Annotated in this window: 13 protein-coding genes; 4 read left to right on the forward strand and 9 right to left on the reverse strand. The window is 36.5% G+C overall.

Features of this window, described 5'->3' with window-relative positions; genetic code table 11:
- Window positions 1-76: 76 nt before the first annotated feature.
- Window positions 77-262: a hypothetical protein gene (locus tag ACJ2A9_RS03725; RefSeq protein ID WP_441420251.1), complete on the reverse strand. Its 186-nt coding sequence runs from the start codon at window positions 260-262 to the stop codon at window positions 77-79.
- Window positions 263-442: 180 nt separating this feature from the next.
- Between ACJ2A9_RS03725 and ACJ2A9_RS03730 the strand changes: the two genes are divergently transcribed.
- Window positions 443-721, forward strand: coding sequence for a DUF2524 family protein (locus ACJ2A9_RS03730; protein ID WP_441420252.1), 279 nt, complete (start codon window positions 443-445; stop codon window positions 719-721).
- 47 nt (window positions 722-768) lie between these two features.
- Here the strand turns inward: ACJ2A9_RS03730 and cspD are convergent, their stop codons facing one another.
- The 4 genes from cspD to ACJ2A9_RS03750 form a co-directional block, all read right to left on the reverse strand.
- Window positions 769-966: a cold-shock protein CspD gene (cspD, locus tag ACJ2A9_RS03735; protein WP_441420253.1), complete on the reverse strand. Its 198-nt coding sequence runs from the start codon at window positions 964-966 to the stop codon at window positions 769-771.
- A 192-nt stretch (window positions 967-1,158) separates the two neighbouring features.
- Complete coding sequence (locus ACJ2A9_RS03740) at window positions 1,159-2,421, reverse strand: DHH family phosphoesterase (RefSeq protein WP_441420254.1); 1,263 nt, start codon at window positions 2,419-2,421, stop codon at window positions 1,159-1,161.
- Window positions 2,422-2,615: 194 nt separating this feature from the next.
- Complete coding sequence (locus tag ACJ2A9_RS03745; RefSeq protein WP_441420255.1) at window positions 2,616-3,620, reverse strand: NAD(P)H-dependent flavin oxidoreductase; 1,005 nt, start codon at window positions 3,618-3,620, stop codon at window positions 2,616-2,618.
- Window positions 3,621-3,931: 311 nt separating this feature from the next.
- Window positions 3,932-6,130 carry a DNA topoisomerase III gene (locus ACJ2A9_RS03750; protein ID WP_441420256.1) on the reverse strand — a complete coding sequence of 733 codons (2,199 nt, stop codon included), beginning with the start codon at window positions 6,128-6,130 and terminating at the stop codon, window positions 3,932-3,934.
- A 137-nt stretch (window positions 6,131-6,267) separates the two neighbouring features.
- Here ACJ2A9_RS03750 and ACJ2A9_RS03755 point away from each other — a divergent pair, with 137 nt between their 5' ends.
- Window positions 6,268-6,492, forward strand: a complete 225-nt coding sequence (locus tag ACJ2A9_RS03755) for a DUF5654 family protein (protein ID WP_441420257.1) — start codon at window positions 6,268-6,270, stop codon at window positions 6,490-6,492.
- Window positions 6,493-6,521: 29 nt separating this feature from the next.
- On the opposite strand, the gene ACJ2A9_RS03760 is transcribed toward ACJ2A9_RS03755, so the two are convergent.
- Window positions 6,522-7,322, reverse strand: a complete 801-nt coding sequence (locus ACJ2A9_RS03760; protein ID WP_441420258.1) for a S1C family serine protease — start codon at window positions 7,320-7,322, stop codon at window positions 6,522-6,524.
- A 226-nt stretch (window positions 7,323-7,548) separates the two neighbouring features.
- Between ACJ2A9_RS03760 and proC the strand changes: the two genes are divergently transcribed.
- Window positions 7,549-8,346 (forward strand): pyrroline-5-carboxylate reductase, encoded by a 798-nt coding sequence (gene proC / locus ACJ2A9_RS03765; RefSeq protein WP_441420259.1) that lies wholly within the window; start codon window positions 7,549-7,551, stop codon window positions 8,344-8,346.
- A gap of 64 nt (window positions 8,347-8,410) precedes the next feature.
- Here proC and recQ read toward each other — a convergent pair whose 3' ends face one another.
- The gene (gene recQ, locus ACJ2A9_RS03770) at window positions 8,411-10,525 is read right to left on the reverse strand and encodes a DNA helicase RecQ (protein ID WP_441420260.1); all 2,115 of its coding nucleotides are present in this window, start codon (window positions 10,523-10,525) and stop codon (window positions 8,411-8,413) included.
- Window positions 10,526-10,823: 298 nt separating this feature from the next.
- On the opposite strand from recQ, the gene ACJ2A9_RS03775 reads away from it, so the two are divergent.
- Entirely contained in the window at window positions 10,824-12,380 is a 1,557-nt protein-coding gene (locus ACJ2A9_RS03775) for an ABC-F family ATP-binding cassette domain-containing protein (protein WP_441420261.1), read from the forward strand.
- A 52-nt stretch (window positions 12,381-12,432) separates the two neighbouring features.
- On the opposite strand, the gene ACJ2A9_RS03780 is transcribed toward ACJ2A9_RS03775, so the two are convergent.
- Both ACJ2A9_RS03780 and ACJ2A9_RS03785 read right to left on the reverse strand, forming a co-directional pair.
- Window positions 12,433-12,747, reverse strand: a complete 315-nt coding sequence (locus ACJ2A9_RS03780; protein ID WP_441420262.1) for a DUF5634 family protein — start codon at window positions 12,745-12,747, stop codon at window positions 12,433-12,435.
- A 92-nt stretch (window positions 12,748-12,839) separates the two neighbouring features.
- A complete protein-coding gene (locus ACJ2A9_RS03785) occupies window positions 12,840-14,909 on the reverse strand; it encodes an AMP-binding protein (protein ID WP_441420263.1) in 2,070 nt (689 codons plus the stop codon).
- Window positions 14,910-15,034: the final 125 nt, after the last annotated feature.

The following is a 15,034-nucleotide window of genomic DNA, read 5'->3' on the forward strand; positions in this document are numbered from 1 at the left end:
ATGGGACATCCTTTTTTTTATAAAAAACATCCCTTCAAGTTTATTCATTTCTAACTTAAAGGGATCTTTATCGAAGTTATAATTCTTTTTCAGTCTGGTTATTTTGTTCCGCTATAATCTGTGCTTCCTCTTCCTCATTCTTTTTGTTTGCTTTTCGTAATAAATGAACTGTAAGCCAAGCTCCCATCATAAATAAATACATGACGATAAAGGCATATAAATATCCACCTTCAGATGGATTTGGCGGAGAAAAAATATCCACTGAGAAACACTACCTTTCAGTCTAATAATTATGCATAGTCCTATTATAACAAAGCTATGTCTTGGATTCCTAGCTTAAACTATTTACAATATACATAATTTGATTCGATAAAGAATAGATACTGCAAAAGCGAGGAAAGATAAATTAGGTGCGTACTATGTTAGAGTGGGAGGAATAATAATGGAGACCAATGAACAAAGAATAAATGAATTTTTAAATAAAGCCCAAGCGACTGTTGATCGAGCTCTCAATGAGTTAATGGAAGTGAATATTATTCGAGAAAATGACCCTACTGAATATTCAGAAGCGCAACGTGATCTACAGTTATTAAATGATGAAATAGAAGAGCTAATGAACAATTATCCAAACGAACGTGAGAAGCTGCATGAAGTGAACCAACAAATTAACGAAATCCAGAAAGTTCTTGTCCGAGGGGAAATCATCAATGATAATGACTGAAGACTAAAAAAGACTCCTTATTAAGGAGTCTTTATGGTTTCAATTCATTATTTTGTTACGTTAGCAGCTTGTGGTCCACGGTTACCTTCAACGATTTCGAAGCTAACTTCTTGACCTTCTTCTAAAGTTTTGAAGCCTTCGCCTTGGATAGCTGAGAAATGTACGAATACATCTTCTTGTCCTTCTACTTCAATAAATCCAAAACCTTTTTCTGCATTAAACCATTTAACTTTACCTTGTAACATGTTTTTCCTCCTGTGTGGCTCTTGCCACAAATAAATTACTACCCTTGCTCTTAAAAATCTGTAAGACGAATAACTTCGAAGATTTAAACTTAAGAAACAAAAATAATTACCCTTAGTTTATCATAACAAAATCTAAATAACAAGTAGATCTTTAGAAACGATAGTAAGTTTTGAGTGTATTTCCATACATTGTTAATGTGATACTGATGGATGATTTTTGTTTTCTTTAGTAGCCAATTGCTCAGGTAAAAATTGTGTAGAGGAGCTCGTATCCCTTTCTCTCATAACAATATCTGATAAAAAGGATACATATCTTTCATCTCGTACCAGCCATGCAGAATAGTTTCTTTTTATAAACCTCTCTGCCTCCTCAAAGGACTGAAATTGCTGTTCCATTGTATTATGATTCATATCAATTGACCATTGTCCATCACTAACAGGGTAAATAAACAATAGTTCTTCTCCTATTCCGACATACAGCACGCCTTGATCTGACGTTTTTACATTATATTTATTCCGGAACGCATCTGTCCTTAACGGTTCAATTGTAAACGGCTTAGCGACATAAAGCTTATAAGCCTCTTCCGTTAGAGAGCACCCGGCTGCTTTTGCATGTCCTCCACCACCAAAACGATTCGCGATTTCAGACACATCTATATGATCATGGATTGTCCGGAGGCTTACTTTTTTTCCGCCAACATTAATGATTGCGATGTAATCTAAATGAATGTTTTCTTTTCCCAATTCATTTCCGAGCTCTGAGTGATACGATTCAGCATGAACAATACCGGCACATTGATCTTCAATAAAGGTTTGGACAAGTTCCCTTCTTTTTCTGCGTACATAACGCTCAATTTTATCTTCTTCCATTGCTAGGATCTTTTGTTCAAATTCATCAAAGAAAAATGTGTCTTGATTATTTTTTAATCTTGTTACCATTCTTTCTTCAAATTCATCAATCGATATCATAAAAAAAAGATCATTCAAACGCTTTGCATTCATGTTTCCGTTTTTATCCCATTCCCAAGTATCATACTGGCGTACCCATTCAACAAATTGGTCAACTGAGGGAGAACGTTGTATTAAACTATGCTGCTCCAAATATTCATAAAATAGTGAAGTTGCAGAAGCTAATCTTCCATCACTATATTCTACTTGAACGGCTCCCCAATCATGGTTATTTAGATGTAATGCGGTTTTATGATGATCAATTAATTTTACTTTACCTCCTTTTTTGGCAAACTCACTTAATCGTTTTTCATTACTTTCATTTACTGATAAATCTGTAATAAACAGAGTATCTGTTACATTTTCTGTTTCAAGAAATCGTTCAATTTGAAAGTCTAAGCCAGAAACAGAATTATAACGGATGTCAATCTCATCACCAAATGCTAATTTGGCAACAATCCCACATCCCACTCCATCTAAGTCATTATGAGAATACAACCGATACATCTTTATCCCCCTAATCCTCGAATTTGTATAGACATTTTTTACATCATATTGTTTTATTATGTTCAATATTGACGTAAATATCTTAGTATCTTTACAATCAGAGGATGGGAGAACATAATTGTCCTGATCATCTGCACAACAAAAATCTCCCTCCATTCTGTATGACTCACAGTAAACGGAGGGAGATTATTTTGTTAAGCCTTTTTCAAAAACGCTGAATTATAATGGAACTTAAATTCATTCATAATGTTATCAATAATTTGTTTGACTGGAAGAATGTCTTTAATTTCATGTACTCTTGAACCAGCAAACACTAAACCATTTTCCACATCACCATCAACTGATTTAATAAGAGAATCTAATGTACAAAAACGGTACGAACAATGTTTAAGGCAATCATAGCACTTGTCAATTTTCAACTTGTTATCTCCACTAATACTATCTGTAAAGGAGTTAATAATAGCTCTTCCTTGTAATCCAACAGTTGTTTTCACTAGCACGGTTTCACCTTCATTGCAATCAACATACTTTTGTTTAAATGATGAATGGGCATCACATTCAACACTGGCTACAAAGCGTGTCCCCATTTGAACTCCTGCAGCACCCATACTTAGTGCTTTTGCAACATCCTCACCAGTTAAAATACCGCCAGCAGCAATAACAGGGATATCTACTGCCTCAACAACCTCTGGGAGTATATCAAATAACGGGCGGTCTGTTCCTAAATGTCCACCTGCTTCAAATCCTTCGACAACAACAGCTGCTGCACCAAGTCTCTGCGACATTTTTGCAAGTTTTGCTGAGGATACAATAGAGATAACCGGAACATTATACTTTTTCCCCCATGTATACATATCTCTAGAAATACCTGCACCAGAAATAATAAAGTCTACTTTTTCTTCCATTGCTGCTTTAATTGTATCGGCAAAATCATTCATCGCATACAATACATTTACTCCGATATATCCTACACCCTTTGTTAATTCGCGCGCTTTGCGGATTTGAGCTTTCATCTCGTCAATCGAGATACCCGTTCCCGAAATAATACCAATACCTCCAGCATTTGCAACTGCGGATGCTAAACCGCTAAGAGAGATTCTAACCCCCATCCCTCCTTGGATAATTGGTACGCTTGGCTTCATATGGGCGATTTCTAATTGTGGAATATTCAAAAAAAACTCCTCCTCGTTATTGCTCATCCTTAATAACTACAGTTGTTTTGCTAGTAACAAGCTGGGAAGTAACTGTCATTAACCTTATCTCCATTCTAACCTTATTAAAGAAGTTTTAATATGATAAGAATCACACATTATGACCTAGTAATAAAAGGAGCCCCCTATAAACGATAAGAAAAATGAAAGCTTTCCCATAAACTGTATTTAAATAGATGAATTATTACATAATTATTTCTATCCCCTCATTAAACAATTTTTCGACAAAAAAAGAGAAATCCCTCCTTACATAGTAAGAAGGGATAAAATTAATTTTGCTATAGCGTCATTCAATCCGATCATTTTTTTAAATTAAGCTTTGCTAGCGCTTCAGCCATCGGATTATTAAAAGGCTCATCATCTTTGTTATTATTTTGCTTTTTTAAATATTTTGAGACATCTCTCTTTGTCGCTTTGTTCCCCATTTTTTTCTTTCTTTCATTAAATGTAGAAAGCTTTTCCCTGTGCCCACAGCTGCAAACAAAGATCTGACCTTCTCCTTCTCCACGCAGTTCCAGTTTTTTACGGCAATTTGGGCATCGGGCATTTGTTACTTTAGAGACATTTTTTCTATGACCGCATTCACGATCCTGACAGACAAGCATTTTCCCTTTCTTTCCATTCACCTCAAGCATCGGCTTCCCACAATCAGGACATGATTTGCCTGTAATGTTATCATGCTTGAATTTCTTGTCACTCTGCTTAATTTCTTGGACAACCGTCTTTGCATAGTCCTTCATTTCATTAATAAACATCTTTTTATTTAAGTTTCCTTTGGAAATTAATTCTAGCTTTTGCTCCCACTCAGCTGTTAATGATGGAGACTTCAAATCCTCAGGAACTAAGTCAAGCAGCTGCTTCCCTTTTGAAGTAATTATGATGTCTTTGCCCTTCCTTTCAATCAGGAAGCTGTTAAACAATTTATCAATAATATCAGCTCTTGTGGCTACTGTTCCTAAACCACCTGTTTTGCCTATTGTCTTAATCAGATGTTTATCTTCTCCAACCATATATTTCGCTGGATTTTCCATTGCTGATAAGAGACTTGCTTCATTAAAACGTGCGGGTGGCTTTGTTTCGCCCTTTGTTTGATTGACTGATGTAACTGTTAGTGTATCACCCTTAGTAATAAGAGGTAGCCTTTGCTCGAATAGTCCTTCCTTTTGCTCTTCATCCTCATATTGATTTTCGTACACTTCTTTCCATCCTAACGATTGAACGATTTTACCTTTGGCAATAAAACTTTCATCAGAAATGACTGCTTTCACCGTCGTCTGTTCATACTCAAACGGTGGATAAAGAACTGCGAGAAAGCGTTTAACAACAAGGTCATAAATCTTTCTTTCCTTATCTGTTAATTTACTCATTAATGGCGCTTGTTCTGTTGGGATGATTGCATGATGATCTGATACTTTGCTATTATCTACAAATGCTTTGTTCGCTTTAATTGGTTTCTTCGTGAGCTTAGAAGCGATTTTCGCATATGGACCAATCCCACATGCTTTCACTCTTTCTGCTAATGTTTCAACAATATCACTCGAAATGTACTTTGAATCTGTTCTTGGGTATGTAAGTACTTTATGCTGCTCGTATAATTTTTGCATAATTGATAATGTTTCTTTAGCAGAGTATCCAAAGATTTTATTCGCATCTCGTTGCAACTCTGTTAAATCATATAACTGTGGAGCATACGATTTTTTAAACTTTTTCTCTACCTCTACTACTTGTGCGGTTTTATTTTTTATTTTGGCCAAGATCTTGTCACTGATTTCTTTTGAAAACGTTTTGAAATCGTTTGTTTTAGAATCTTGCCATTGGAGCTTGATTTGATGATCTGTCCCAACATGAATGCCAAAATATAGTCTTGGCTTGAAATTTCTTATCTCTTCTTCTCTTTGGGCAATCATTGATAGTGTCGGAGTTTGCACACGGCCACATGACAATTGCGCATTAAATTTAGTCGTCAATGCTCTTGTTGCATTAATTCCAACGAACCAATCTGCTTCAGAACGTGCCGAAGCAGATGCATAGAGATTTTCATATTCCTTTCCGCTTCTTAACTTCTTAAATCCTTCTTTAATTGCTTTATCAGTAACTGAAGAAATCCATAATCGCTTAATCGGTTTTGTAACACGTGCTTTTTCAATGATCCATCTAGCGACAAGCTCACCTTCACGTCCAGCGTCGGTTGCTATAATGATTTCATTTACATCTTTACGGTTCATTTGCGCTTTTACAGCAGAAAACTGCTTCCCGCTTTGCTTAATCACTACTAACTTTAATGAAGGAAACAGCATTGGAAGATCTTCTAGTTTCCAAGCTTTATATTTATCATCATAAGCTTCTGGGTCAGCAAGAGTAACAAGGTGACCTAATGCCCACGTAACAATATATTTCTCACCTTCTATGAATCCATTTCCTTTTTTATGACAATTCAACACTTTCGCAATATCTCTTGCTACTGATGGTTTTTCTGCTAATACAACAATTTTACTCATGATAACATCCTTTCTCTTTCTACAACAGCTAACATCAACTATACCATAGAATAAAAATTAGTATCCATTCAGTTTATAATGGTGAACTTCTTCTACTTTGTCCAAAAATGACATAGACTCCATTGAGGTGATCGTTAATGGGTCGAAAATTTATCGAACAAATTATCACATTATTTACAGCTTCAGTTGGAGTTATGGCGGCACTCGCATGGAATGATGCTGTTCAGGCTTTATTAACAAAATGGTTTCCTTACGGGGAGGGAATTCGTGAACGCTTTCTCTTCGCGATTATCATTACAATAATTGCCGTCCTTATTACATCTCTGTTCGCTAGTTATTTAAGTGAAAACAACAAAAAATAAGCACTCTTCTACAACTAGAAAAGTGCTTATTACTTTGACTGTAGTGGTGTATAAGATTGTTCAGGCAAACGATCATGAACATATTCAATGGGGATTGCTAAACCAACAGAGGACTCTCCTGGTACCCTTCTTTTTGCATAAACAACACCAACGACATCGCCCTTTTTATTAATGACCGGACTTCCACTGTTCCCTTTGTAAATAGGAGCTGAAATCATGGTTACAGCTTTCTCACCGCTACTTTCCAAAATATGACCTTCATTTGCTATTTGCGTAAAAGACAATGGGTTACCAATCACATAAATATCTTCATCTACTGCACCTCTATGTTCGCTTAGTGGCAGCGTAGGTAAGTTCTTACCAGACACCTTCAAAAAAGCAAGATCAACATCCGTATAAGACTCAATAACTTCTCCTTCAAATAATTCCCCATTAGGAAAATTAACAGCAATACGTTCTTGATCTCTAATCACATGCTCATTCGTTACGATAAGACCATCCTCGGTAATTGAGAAGCCCGTACCTTTTGAACGTTCCCCTTGAATAGTCACAACTGCCTCTTTGTAACGGCTAATATCTTCCTGCTGCGATAACCGATACGATGTTTTTAGAAATGCAATGGCATCCAAATTAAACATATTAAATAATGATCCTACAACTTGAAAGACAAGCCCAAAAGCGATGGCTATTGCTGTTATTTTAATAAATTTTTGCCGTTTCTTTTTTCGTTTCTTCGTTTCTTCATCCTCTTCTTCATCAAGCAGAAAATCTTCTAAAGACGGTTCCTCGTATCGAGAGGATTCATTCCTATCTTCGTGATCTTTTGTCATTCATAACCCCCGCCACACTATCTATTAAAATTGATTCGAAAACAATTACATTGTACCATTAAATGGGAAAAATTCAATGGGAGTTCCTCATCTGTAATGGTCACAATCTATTCAAGTACATCCATACTATTTTAACCCAACACAGATCCACTCATGTCAATTCTCCAATCACCTTTCACTAAAAAGCAAGTTTTGTTATCGTTATATTGTGAAAGGAAGTGAAATAATGAATCATATTTTATTTATTGGTGCAGGGAGAATGGCAGAAGCAATTATTAGCGGAATCGTTCAACAAGATCAGTCAACGATTTCATCCATCACAGTTGCTAACCATTCAGATGCGAACCGGTTAAAGGAACTTGAAAATCGTTATGGTATCAATGCAGTAACCGACTGGAAGTCTCCGCTCGAGAATGTCAATATTATTATCTTAGCATCTCCACCCGACACACATGAAAGCCTGCTAACAGAACTATCTGCTTATCTTAATAAACAGTTAGTCATCACGGTTGCAGCTGGTATAGACCCAACTTTTATGGAACAGCAATTACCGGAAGGGACACCTGTCTGTTGGATCATGCCAAATACTGCTGCTCAAGTACAAAAATCAATGTCTACGTTTGTATGTGGGAAGAATGTTACAAATGAACACCGTAAGATTATCATCCACTTACTCAAGACATTTGGAACATATGAGGAATTAACCGAAGAACAAGTGCACAACTTAACTGCAATTACAGGTAGCGCCCCTGCATTCCTCTATTTATTTTGTGAAGCGCTTGAGGAAGCTGCAGTATCTTATGGGATCAGTTCAGCACAAGCCCGCAAGTTAGTGACAAATATGGTAGCTGGATCTGCTGCAATGCTTGAAGCCGGATATTCTCCATACGAACTTCGTGAGCAAGTCACATCACCAGGAGGCTCCACCGCAGCGGGACTCCAAGTTTTGAATGAACACGGTTATCGAGACATGCTCCAAGCTGCAGTAAAAGCGACAAACGAACATGCAAGAAAGAACATATGAGTTTAGAGTTTAGAGTTGGTGAAAGCCTCACTGAGAAGCAATCAATAACTCTAAACTCTTCATTTTATTTACTTTGCAGTACAATCCGAATTTCATAATACTCCACTTCTTCAGGGAGAGCTTCTTTAATTGGTTTAAGACGCTCTGCCCCTACTTGTTCAATCACTTCTAAAATTAGTACTTTATGTTCCGGGCTTACAAATTGTTCCAAATCAATATCTAGATCTTCTTCATGACACTTTATCAAGTGATTCATAGCCGTCGTTACTGTAATCTCACGTTCATTCGCTATATCATGTATAGACATTCCCTGCTTCACAAGTTCGAAAGTCGTATGATGACTTGGCTTTTTTGTTTCTTTCCTCTGTCCTGTTCCTTTTGCTGCATTAATTTTCACAGTGGATACTGTTTTCTTTTCTTTGAATGGTTCAAGAGCAGTTAAAAATGCTTCACCATACTTGTCCAGCTTCTGCTTTCCAACACCGCTAATTTCAATTAATTCATTTGTATCTAAAGGAATGACTGCACTCATTTCTCTTAATGTCTTATCAGAAAAAATAATATATGGTGGCACATTTTCCCGGGATGCAATTTCTTTACGAAGGTCACGTAAAACCTCGAATATTTCATTATCTTCTTGAATAACCTTTTTCACGATTTGTTCCTTCCGAAATACTTGTTCCTCACCTTTAAGGACGGAAACAGCCCTTTCCGTTAGACGAAGAACAGGGTAAGCATCCTCAGATGGTTGGATATATCGTTCAGCAATTAAAAAATCAATAAATTGTCCGACATCCTTTGCACTCCAATCCTTCAGTAATCCGTATGTTGATAACTTATCAAATTGAAACTGAATCACCTTTTTGTTAGATGAACCAGTTAACACTTGCGCTACTAACGTCTTACCGAATTTCTCCTTCATACGTTTAATACATGAAAAGACCATTTGAGACTCTTTTGTCATTTCAACTGTTTCACCGTCATTTTTACAATTGCTGCATTTTCCACATTTTTCTTCTGTTTCATCTCCAAAATAATGAAGAACATATTGCTGCAAACAAATTTCAGTATGGCAGTAATCGACCATTTGCTGGAGCTTTTGATATTCTTTACTTTTCAGATCATCAGTTACTTCAGATTGCTCAACGAGAAATTTTTGCGTTCGGATATCTTGCGGTGAGAACAATAACAAACATTCACTATCCTCGCCATCACGTCCTGCTCTTCCCGCCTCTTGATAATAGGCTTCTAGATTCTTTGGCATATTATAGTGAATAACATAACGGACATTGCTTTTATCAATTCCCATTCCAAAGGCATTTGTTGCGACAATCACTGTTACATTATCATTTAAAAAATCATCCTGATATCGAGAACGCTCGTCTTTGCTTAAGCCTCCATGGTATTTACCGACTTGAACACCTTTATTTAAAAAGTATTCATATAATTGTTCCACTTCTTTTCTCGTTGCGGCATAAATAATCCCAGTCTGCTTAGAATTTTCGGCAAGATATGATTCAGTAAAACGAAGCTTGTCTATCCCTTTTAAGACATTGAAACTTAAATTTTCACGTGAAAAACCTGTAATAAACGTATTTTCATCCTGAATATGAAATGATGAGCAAATATCTTCTTTTACAGCCGGCGTCGCGGTAGCTGTTAATGCCAAGATGATAGGTTTTGTCTTTAGACTCGCAACAAAACGTGGAATGTTCATATAACTAGGACGAAAATCATGCCCCCATTGGGAAATACAGTGAGCTTCGTCAATAGCAATCATTGATATATTAATGTGCTGTATCGCACGTTTAAATGACTCTTCTTCCAATCGCTCCGGGGCGACATAGACAAGCTTATACTGTTTTTGTCCAAGCTGATAAAGTCGATTCTGCTGCTCTGTTACGGTTAGAGCACTATTAATATAAGTAGCAGAGTAGCCTGCCTGGATTAACGTATCCACTTGATCCTTCATCAGGGAGATTAATGGCGAAACGACAATTGTGATACCAGGAAACATTAACGCAGGAATTTGATAACAAATCGATTTCCCTCCGCCAGTAGGCATAATACCAACCGTATCATTTCTGTCTAATACATTTTCAATAATCTCTTCTTGACCCTTCCGGAAAGACGGATAGCCAAAATACTGCTGCAAATATCTTTCAGCTGTTTGAATCATACATCCACCTCTTTCCTTTAAATAGTCTTATCTAGAAAATAATAACGTTCACGCTTTCTTTTGCAACTGATATTAATCTATCATTTTTCTCCTTCATAATAAAGGTCATTTCCAGTAATCATTTCATACATTTCACTATGAAACTGTGATTAATTTGTTTATAATCGAAACAGCGCTTTTTTAAGTTTAGAGTTTAGAATGTAGAATTTAGAGTTATTTTTTGTAATTCAAGGAGTCTGTTTCTTACAATAAAAGTTAAATTCATATATTAATCATTTAATAATAGAGGTGTTTTATAGTGAGTATTTTAACTGTACGTAATTTAAGTCATGGATTTGGTGATCGCGCGATCTTTAATGATGTTTCTTTTCGATTATTAAAAGGTGAACATATTGGCCTTATCGGTGCAAATGGTGAAGGAAAATCAACGTTTATGAACATTATTACCCGAAAACTAGAACCTGATGAAGGAAAAGTAGATTGGGCAAAAAACGTACGCGTTGGTTACCTTGATCAGCATACTGTCCTAGAGCGTGGCATGACGATCCGTGATGTCTTAAAAGGGGCATTTCAATATCTGTTTGACCTCGAGACACAAATGAATGAAATTTGTGACAAAATGGCTGAAGCAACCCCTGAAGAATTAGAGAAATTGCTTGAGGACATGGGTGTAATTCAAGATATGCTAACAAACAATGACTTCTATATTATTGATGCTAAAGTGGAAGAAATTGCCCGGGGGTTAGGGCTTGAAGATATCGGCCTTGAAAAAGATGTTCAAGATCTTAGCGGAGGACAAAGAACAAAAGTCCTCTTAGCAAAGCTCCTTCTTGAAAAACCTGATATCCTATTATTAGACGAGCCGACAAACTATTTAGATGAACAGCATATTATTTGGTTAAAACGTTATCTGCAAGAATATGAAAATGCTTTTATTTTAATCTCCCATGACATTCCGTTCTTAAACAGTGTCATTAACTTGATTTACCATATGGAGAACCAAGAGCTCAACCGCTACCCAGGCGACTATGACAACTTTATGAGTGTCTATGAAATGAAAAAGCAACAATTAGAATCGGCTTATAAAAAACAACAGCAGGAGATTGCTGAACTAAAAGATTTCGTAGCTAGAAATAAAGCACGTGTTTCAACAAGAAACATGGCAATGTCCCGTCAGAAAAAGCTTGATAAAATGGAAGTCATCGAGCTCGCAAAAGAAAAGCCAAAACCAGAATTTCGTTTTAAAGAGGCGAGAACCCCTGGAAAGCTTATTTTTGAAACAACGGAACTCGTTATCGGCTATGAGGAGCCACTTTCAAAGCCATTAAATCTACGTATGGAACGCGGACAGAAGATTGCCCTTGTCGGTGCAAACGGAATTGGGAAAACAACATTACTGCGAAGTATTCTTGGTGAAATCAATCCGTTATCAGGATCGGTTGAAAAAGGCGACAACCTTTACCTCGGTTATTTCGAACAAGAGGTAAAAGAAAAGAACAATAACACGTGTATTGATGAAGTATGGCAGGAATTCCCGTCACTTAGTCAATATGAGGTTCGCTCTGCTCTAGCAAAGTGCGGCCTAACAACGAAGCATATCGAAAGTAAAGTCATAGTCTTAAGTGGTGGAGAAAAAGCAAAAGTACGTCTGTGCAAGTTAATTAATAATGAAACAAATGTGTTAGTTCTTGACGAGCCGACGAACCACCTTGATGTCGATGCAAAAGATGAATTAAAGCGTGCCCTGAAAGAATATAAGGGAAGTGTTCTCATCATTTGTCACGAACCTGAATTTTACCAAGATGTTGTCACGGACGTATGGAACTGTGAGAACTGGACGACGAAATTAGTCTAATATTTTTCGCTTTTAAAAAGGGATGTCACTTTAAGACATCCCTTTCTTTGTTCTAATGAACAGAATGATGATTTGAAATGTACTGAATAACCTCATTAAGAGATTGGTATCCTCTTGTATCTCCAGCATCAGATTCAATGACCCATTCACGATTTACTGGTGTTAACTCACCTTGATTATTTTTTTCATATGGCTGGTGAACCATATACACCTCACCATTCTTTCGGATGGTGTACCCTAAATGATAATTGTTTCCTTCGCCTTCTTCCTCAAAAACACCGATGTCTTCCAAATCATACTTTTCAATCATTGAATGCAAAGAACGGTTCATCTCACGGATCACTGATTCTCTTGGTAAAAACTCCATTCTTCTTTCCCCTTTCATTGTCATACTATTAATATGGCTTAAATCAGGGATAATATGAAAAAAAGAGAACAATCATCAACAAATAATAAGAGCTACTTTTCCTTCGCCATCTTCTCTATCGTTACATAGTCGGTCTTCCCGCTACCTAATAACGGAATGTCGTCGATATATTCAATTTCAGCAGGAAGTAGTAATGGTGAGTATTTCTTTTCTTTTATAAATTTTTTGAGCTCCCGGCTATTTACATTCTCAACCTTTGTAAAGAGAACAATCTTTTCACCTTTCCGTTTATCAGAAATACTGACTGCTGCAAATCCAATGTCATTGTAGCACTCAGAAGCAATCTGCTCGACAAGGTTCAGTGACACCATCTCACCACCCACTTTGGCAAAACGTTTTAAACGGGACTTAATGGTTACATAACCATACTCATCCACTTCAACAACATCACCGGTGTTATACCACTCTTCTAATGGGATAAATCCTTTATTATGAATCAGGTATCCTTTCATTACATTAGGACCTTTCACAAGCAAACTTCCACCCTTATCAATTCCTTCAACCTGCTCAACTTTATAGTCAACTCCAGGAATAATCTTCCCGACAGATTGTGCTTTTGTGTACATTGGAGTGTTAAGTGACAATAGTGGTGATGCTTCTGTTGCACCATAACCTTCTAAGATACGAATTCCAAACTTCTTATAAAAAAGCTCTTTAATATCTTCTTTTACACTTTCTGCACCCGCGATTGCATATCGTAGCGTATGTAAATCATATGGTCCAGCATTTTTCCCATAACCATTCAAAAACGTCGGAGTACTTAGTAAAAGTGTAATATCTTCTTGATAAATAATTTGCGGAATTTCTTTATACTGAATTGGTGATGGATGAACAACCAATGGAATACCGGTCAATAAAGGTAAGAAGGTGCCAATCGTTAAGCCAAAACTATGAAACATCGGCAACGGATTTAACATTTTGTCCTCTGTATGTAAGTCCATCACTGCTAATGCTTGCTGGATATTTGCATAGATATTGTCATGAGTAAGAATAACTCCCTTTGGCTTGTTCTCGCTTCCAGAAGTAAACAAAATTATCTCATTGTCCGCATAACTCGAACGCTGTGAGCTGGCATGATTTTTCAGTCCCATAATTTTGTCAACCGAGCTAATGCTTTCTTTAATCTCTTCAAGATAAAGAATCGTTATTTTATTTTGTGTTAAAAACTCAATTAGATCATCTAAGCCTGCCTTCTCAATGAATACTTTTGATGTAACAACTGTCTTTACACTCGCTGTTTCACAGCAGTCCAACATTGTTTGATGACCCATTGTAAAGTTTAATACAGCAGGTGTGACTCCAATTTTAAAAAGCGAAAACAGCGCAATGGCTTGGCCAATCGATGAAGGTAATAACACCCCTGCTTTGTCCTCATGAAGAACGGTCTCCAACTTTGAACTTAACACTTGTATTCCCAGTAATAGCCGTTTATACGATAATTCGTTTGTTGGATCTTTAATCATGATTTTATTATTATCAAAATGCCTAGTAACATCGAGTAACTCATTAAAAAGGTTAACATTCTTTTTCATGCGTGTTTCAAGAAAAAGCTTTGTCAGCTCATGATAGATTGTCCAAGCAGCAAGCTCTTTATCATCTACTCCTTTAACCTTCTCATTCGTTAATGAAAATGGCGTACCAATTTTGACATAAGGGTCTTTTTCAATAAATAAATTCATATTTGTTAAACTAAATGAAGGACCTCTATCCTTAGAGCTATGAATGATCACTGGATAAACTGTTGCCTCGGTCCGGGAGGCTACAAAGGCAATTTCATGATAAATTTTCATAATATAACCATATCGTGTTAATCTCATTTCTGGAAACATTAAAACCGGTTCGCCACTTTCAATGATAGCAATCATCTTTTTTAAATTATCAGGAGAAAGTGTATCAAATAGGGTTACCTTTCTACCGATCAGTGATTTTTCATTTAATCGATATTCTTCTTCATTAAATACAAAGAAATGTACGTTACTTGGCAGTGCAGTATGTAAATAGGTTAAATCATATGTAGAGATATGGTTTGACATATAGATTACACTATTGCTTTTTACTTTCTGTACCTCTTGTTTCTTCCTCTTCTTAAAAAAACCTAACATCTTCATCCCCCTGTCATCAAAGACAATTTAAAGTTGAAAATTGAAAGTTACTGAAAGAAAGAGCTACGAAGCTTTTTTAAAGCCCTTCACTGAAGTTACCTTCTCCAACTCTAAACTCTAAACTC

The organism is Anaerobacillus sp. MEB173, assembly GCF_052119505.1.
Lineage (GTDB): Bacteria > Bacillota > Bacilli > Bacillales > JBJMAU01 > JBJMAU01.

Bases quoted from the DNA above. Each gene is read 5' to 3' on its own strand.
- ACJ2A9_RS03740 (WP_441420254.1), bottom strand. From the start codon at position 2,421: ATGTATCGGTTGTATTCTCATAATGACTTAGATGGAGTGGGATGTGGG.
- ACJ2A9_RS03760 (WP_441420258.1), bottom strand. From the start codon at position 7,322: ATGACAAAAGATCACGAAGATAGGAATGAATCCTCTCGATACGAGGAA.
- ACJ2A9_RS03730 (WP_441420252.1), top strand. From the start codon at position 443: ATGGAGACCAATGAACAAAGAATAAATGAATTTTTAAATAAAGCCCAA.
- proC (WP_441420259.1), top strand. From the start codon at position 7,549: ATGAATCATATTTTATTTATTGGTGCAGGGAGAATGGCAGAAGCAATT.
- ACJ2A9_RS03780 (WP_441420262.1), bottom strand. From the start codon at position 12,747: ATGGAGTTTTTACCAAGAGAATCAGTGATCCGTGAGATGAACCGTTCT.
- ACJ2A9_RS03785 (WP_441420263.1), bottom strand. From the start codon at position 14,909: ATGTTAGGTTTTTTTAAGAAGAGGAAGAAACAAGAGGTACAGAAAGTA.
- recQ (WP_441420260.1), bottom strand. From the start codon at position 10,525: ATGATTCAAACAGCTGAAAGATATTTGCAGCAGTATTTTGGCTATCCG.
- ACJ2A9_RS03750 (WP_441420256.1), bottom strand. From the start codon at position 6,130: ATGAGTAAAATTGTTGTATTAGCAGAAAAACCATCAGTAGCAAGAGAT.
- ACJ2A9_RS03755 (WP_441420257.1), top strand. From the start codon at position 6,268: ATGGGTCGAAAATTTATCGAACAAATTATCACATTATTTACAGCTTCA.
- ACJ2A9_RS03745 (WP_441420255.1), bottom strand. From the start codon at position 3,620: ATGAGCAATAACGAGGAGGAGTTTTTTTTGAATATTCCACAATTAGAA.
- cspD (WP_441420253.1), bottom strand. From the start codon at position 966: ATGTTACAAGGTAAAGTTAAATGGTTTAATGCAGAAAAAGGTTTTGGA.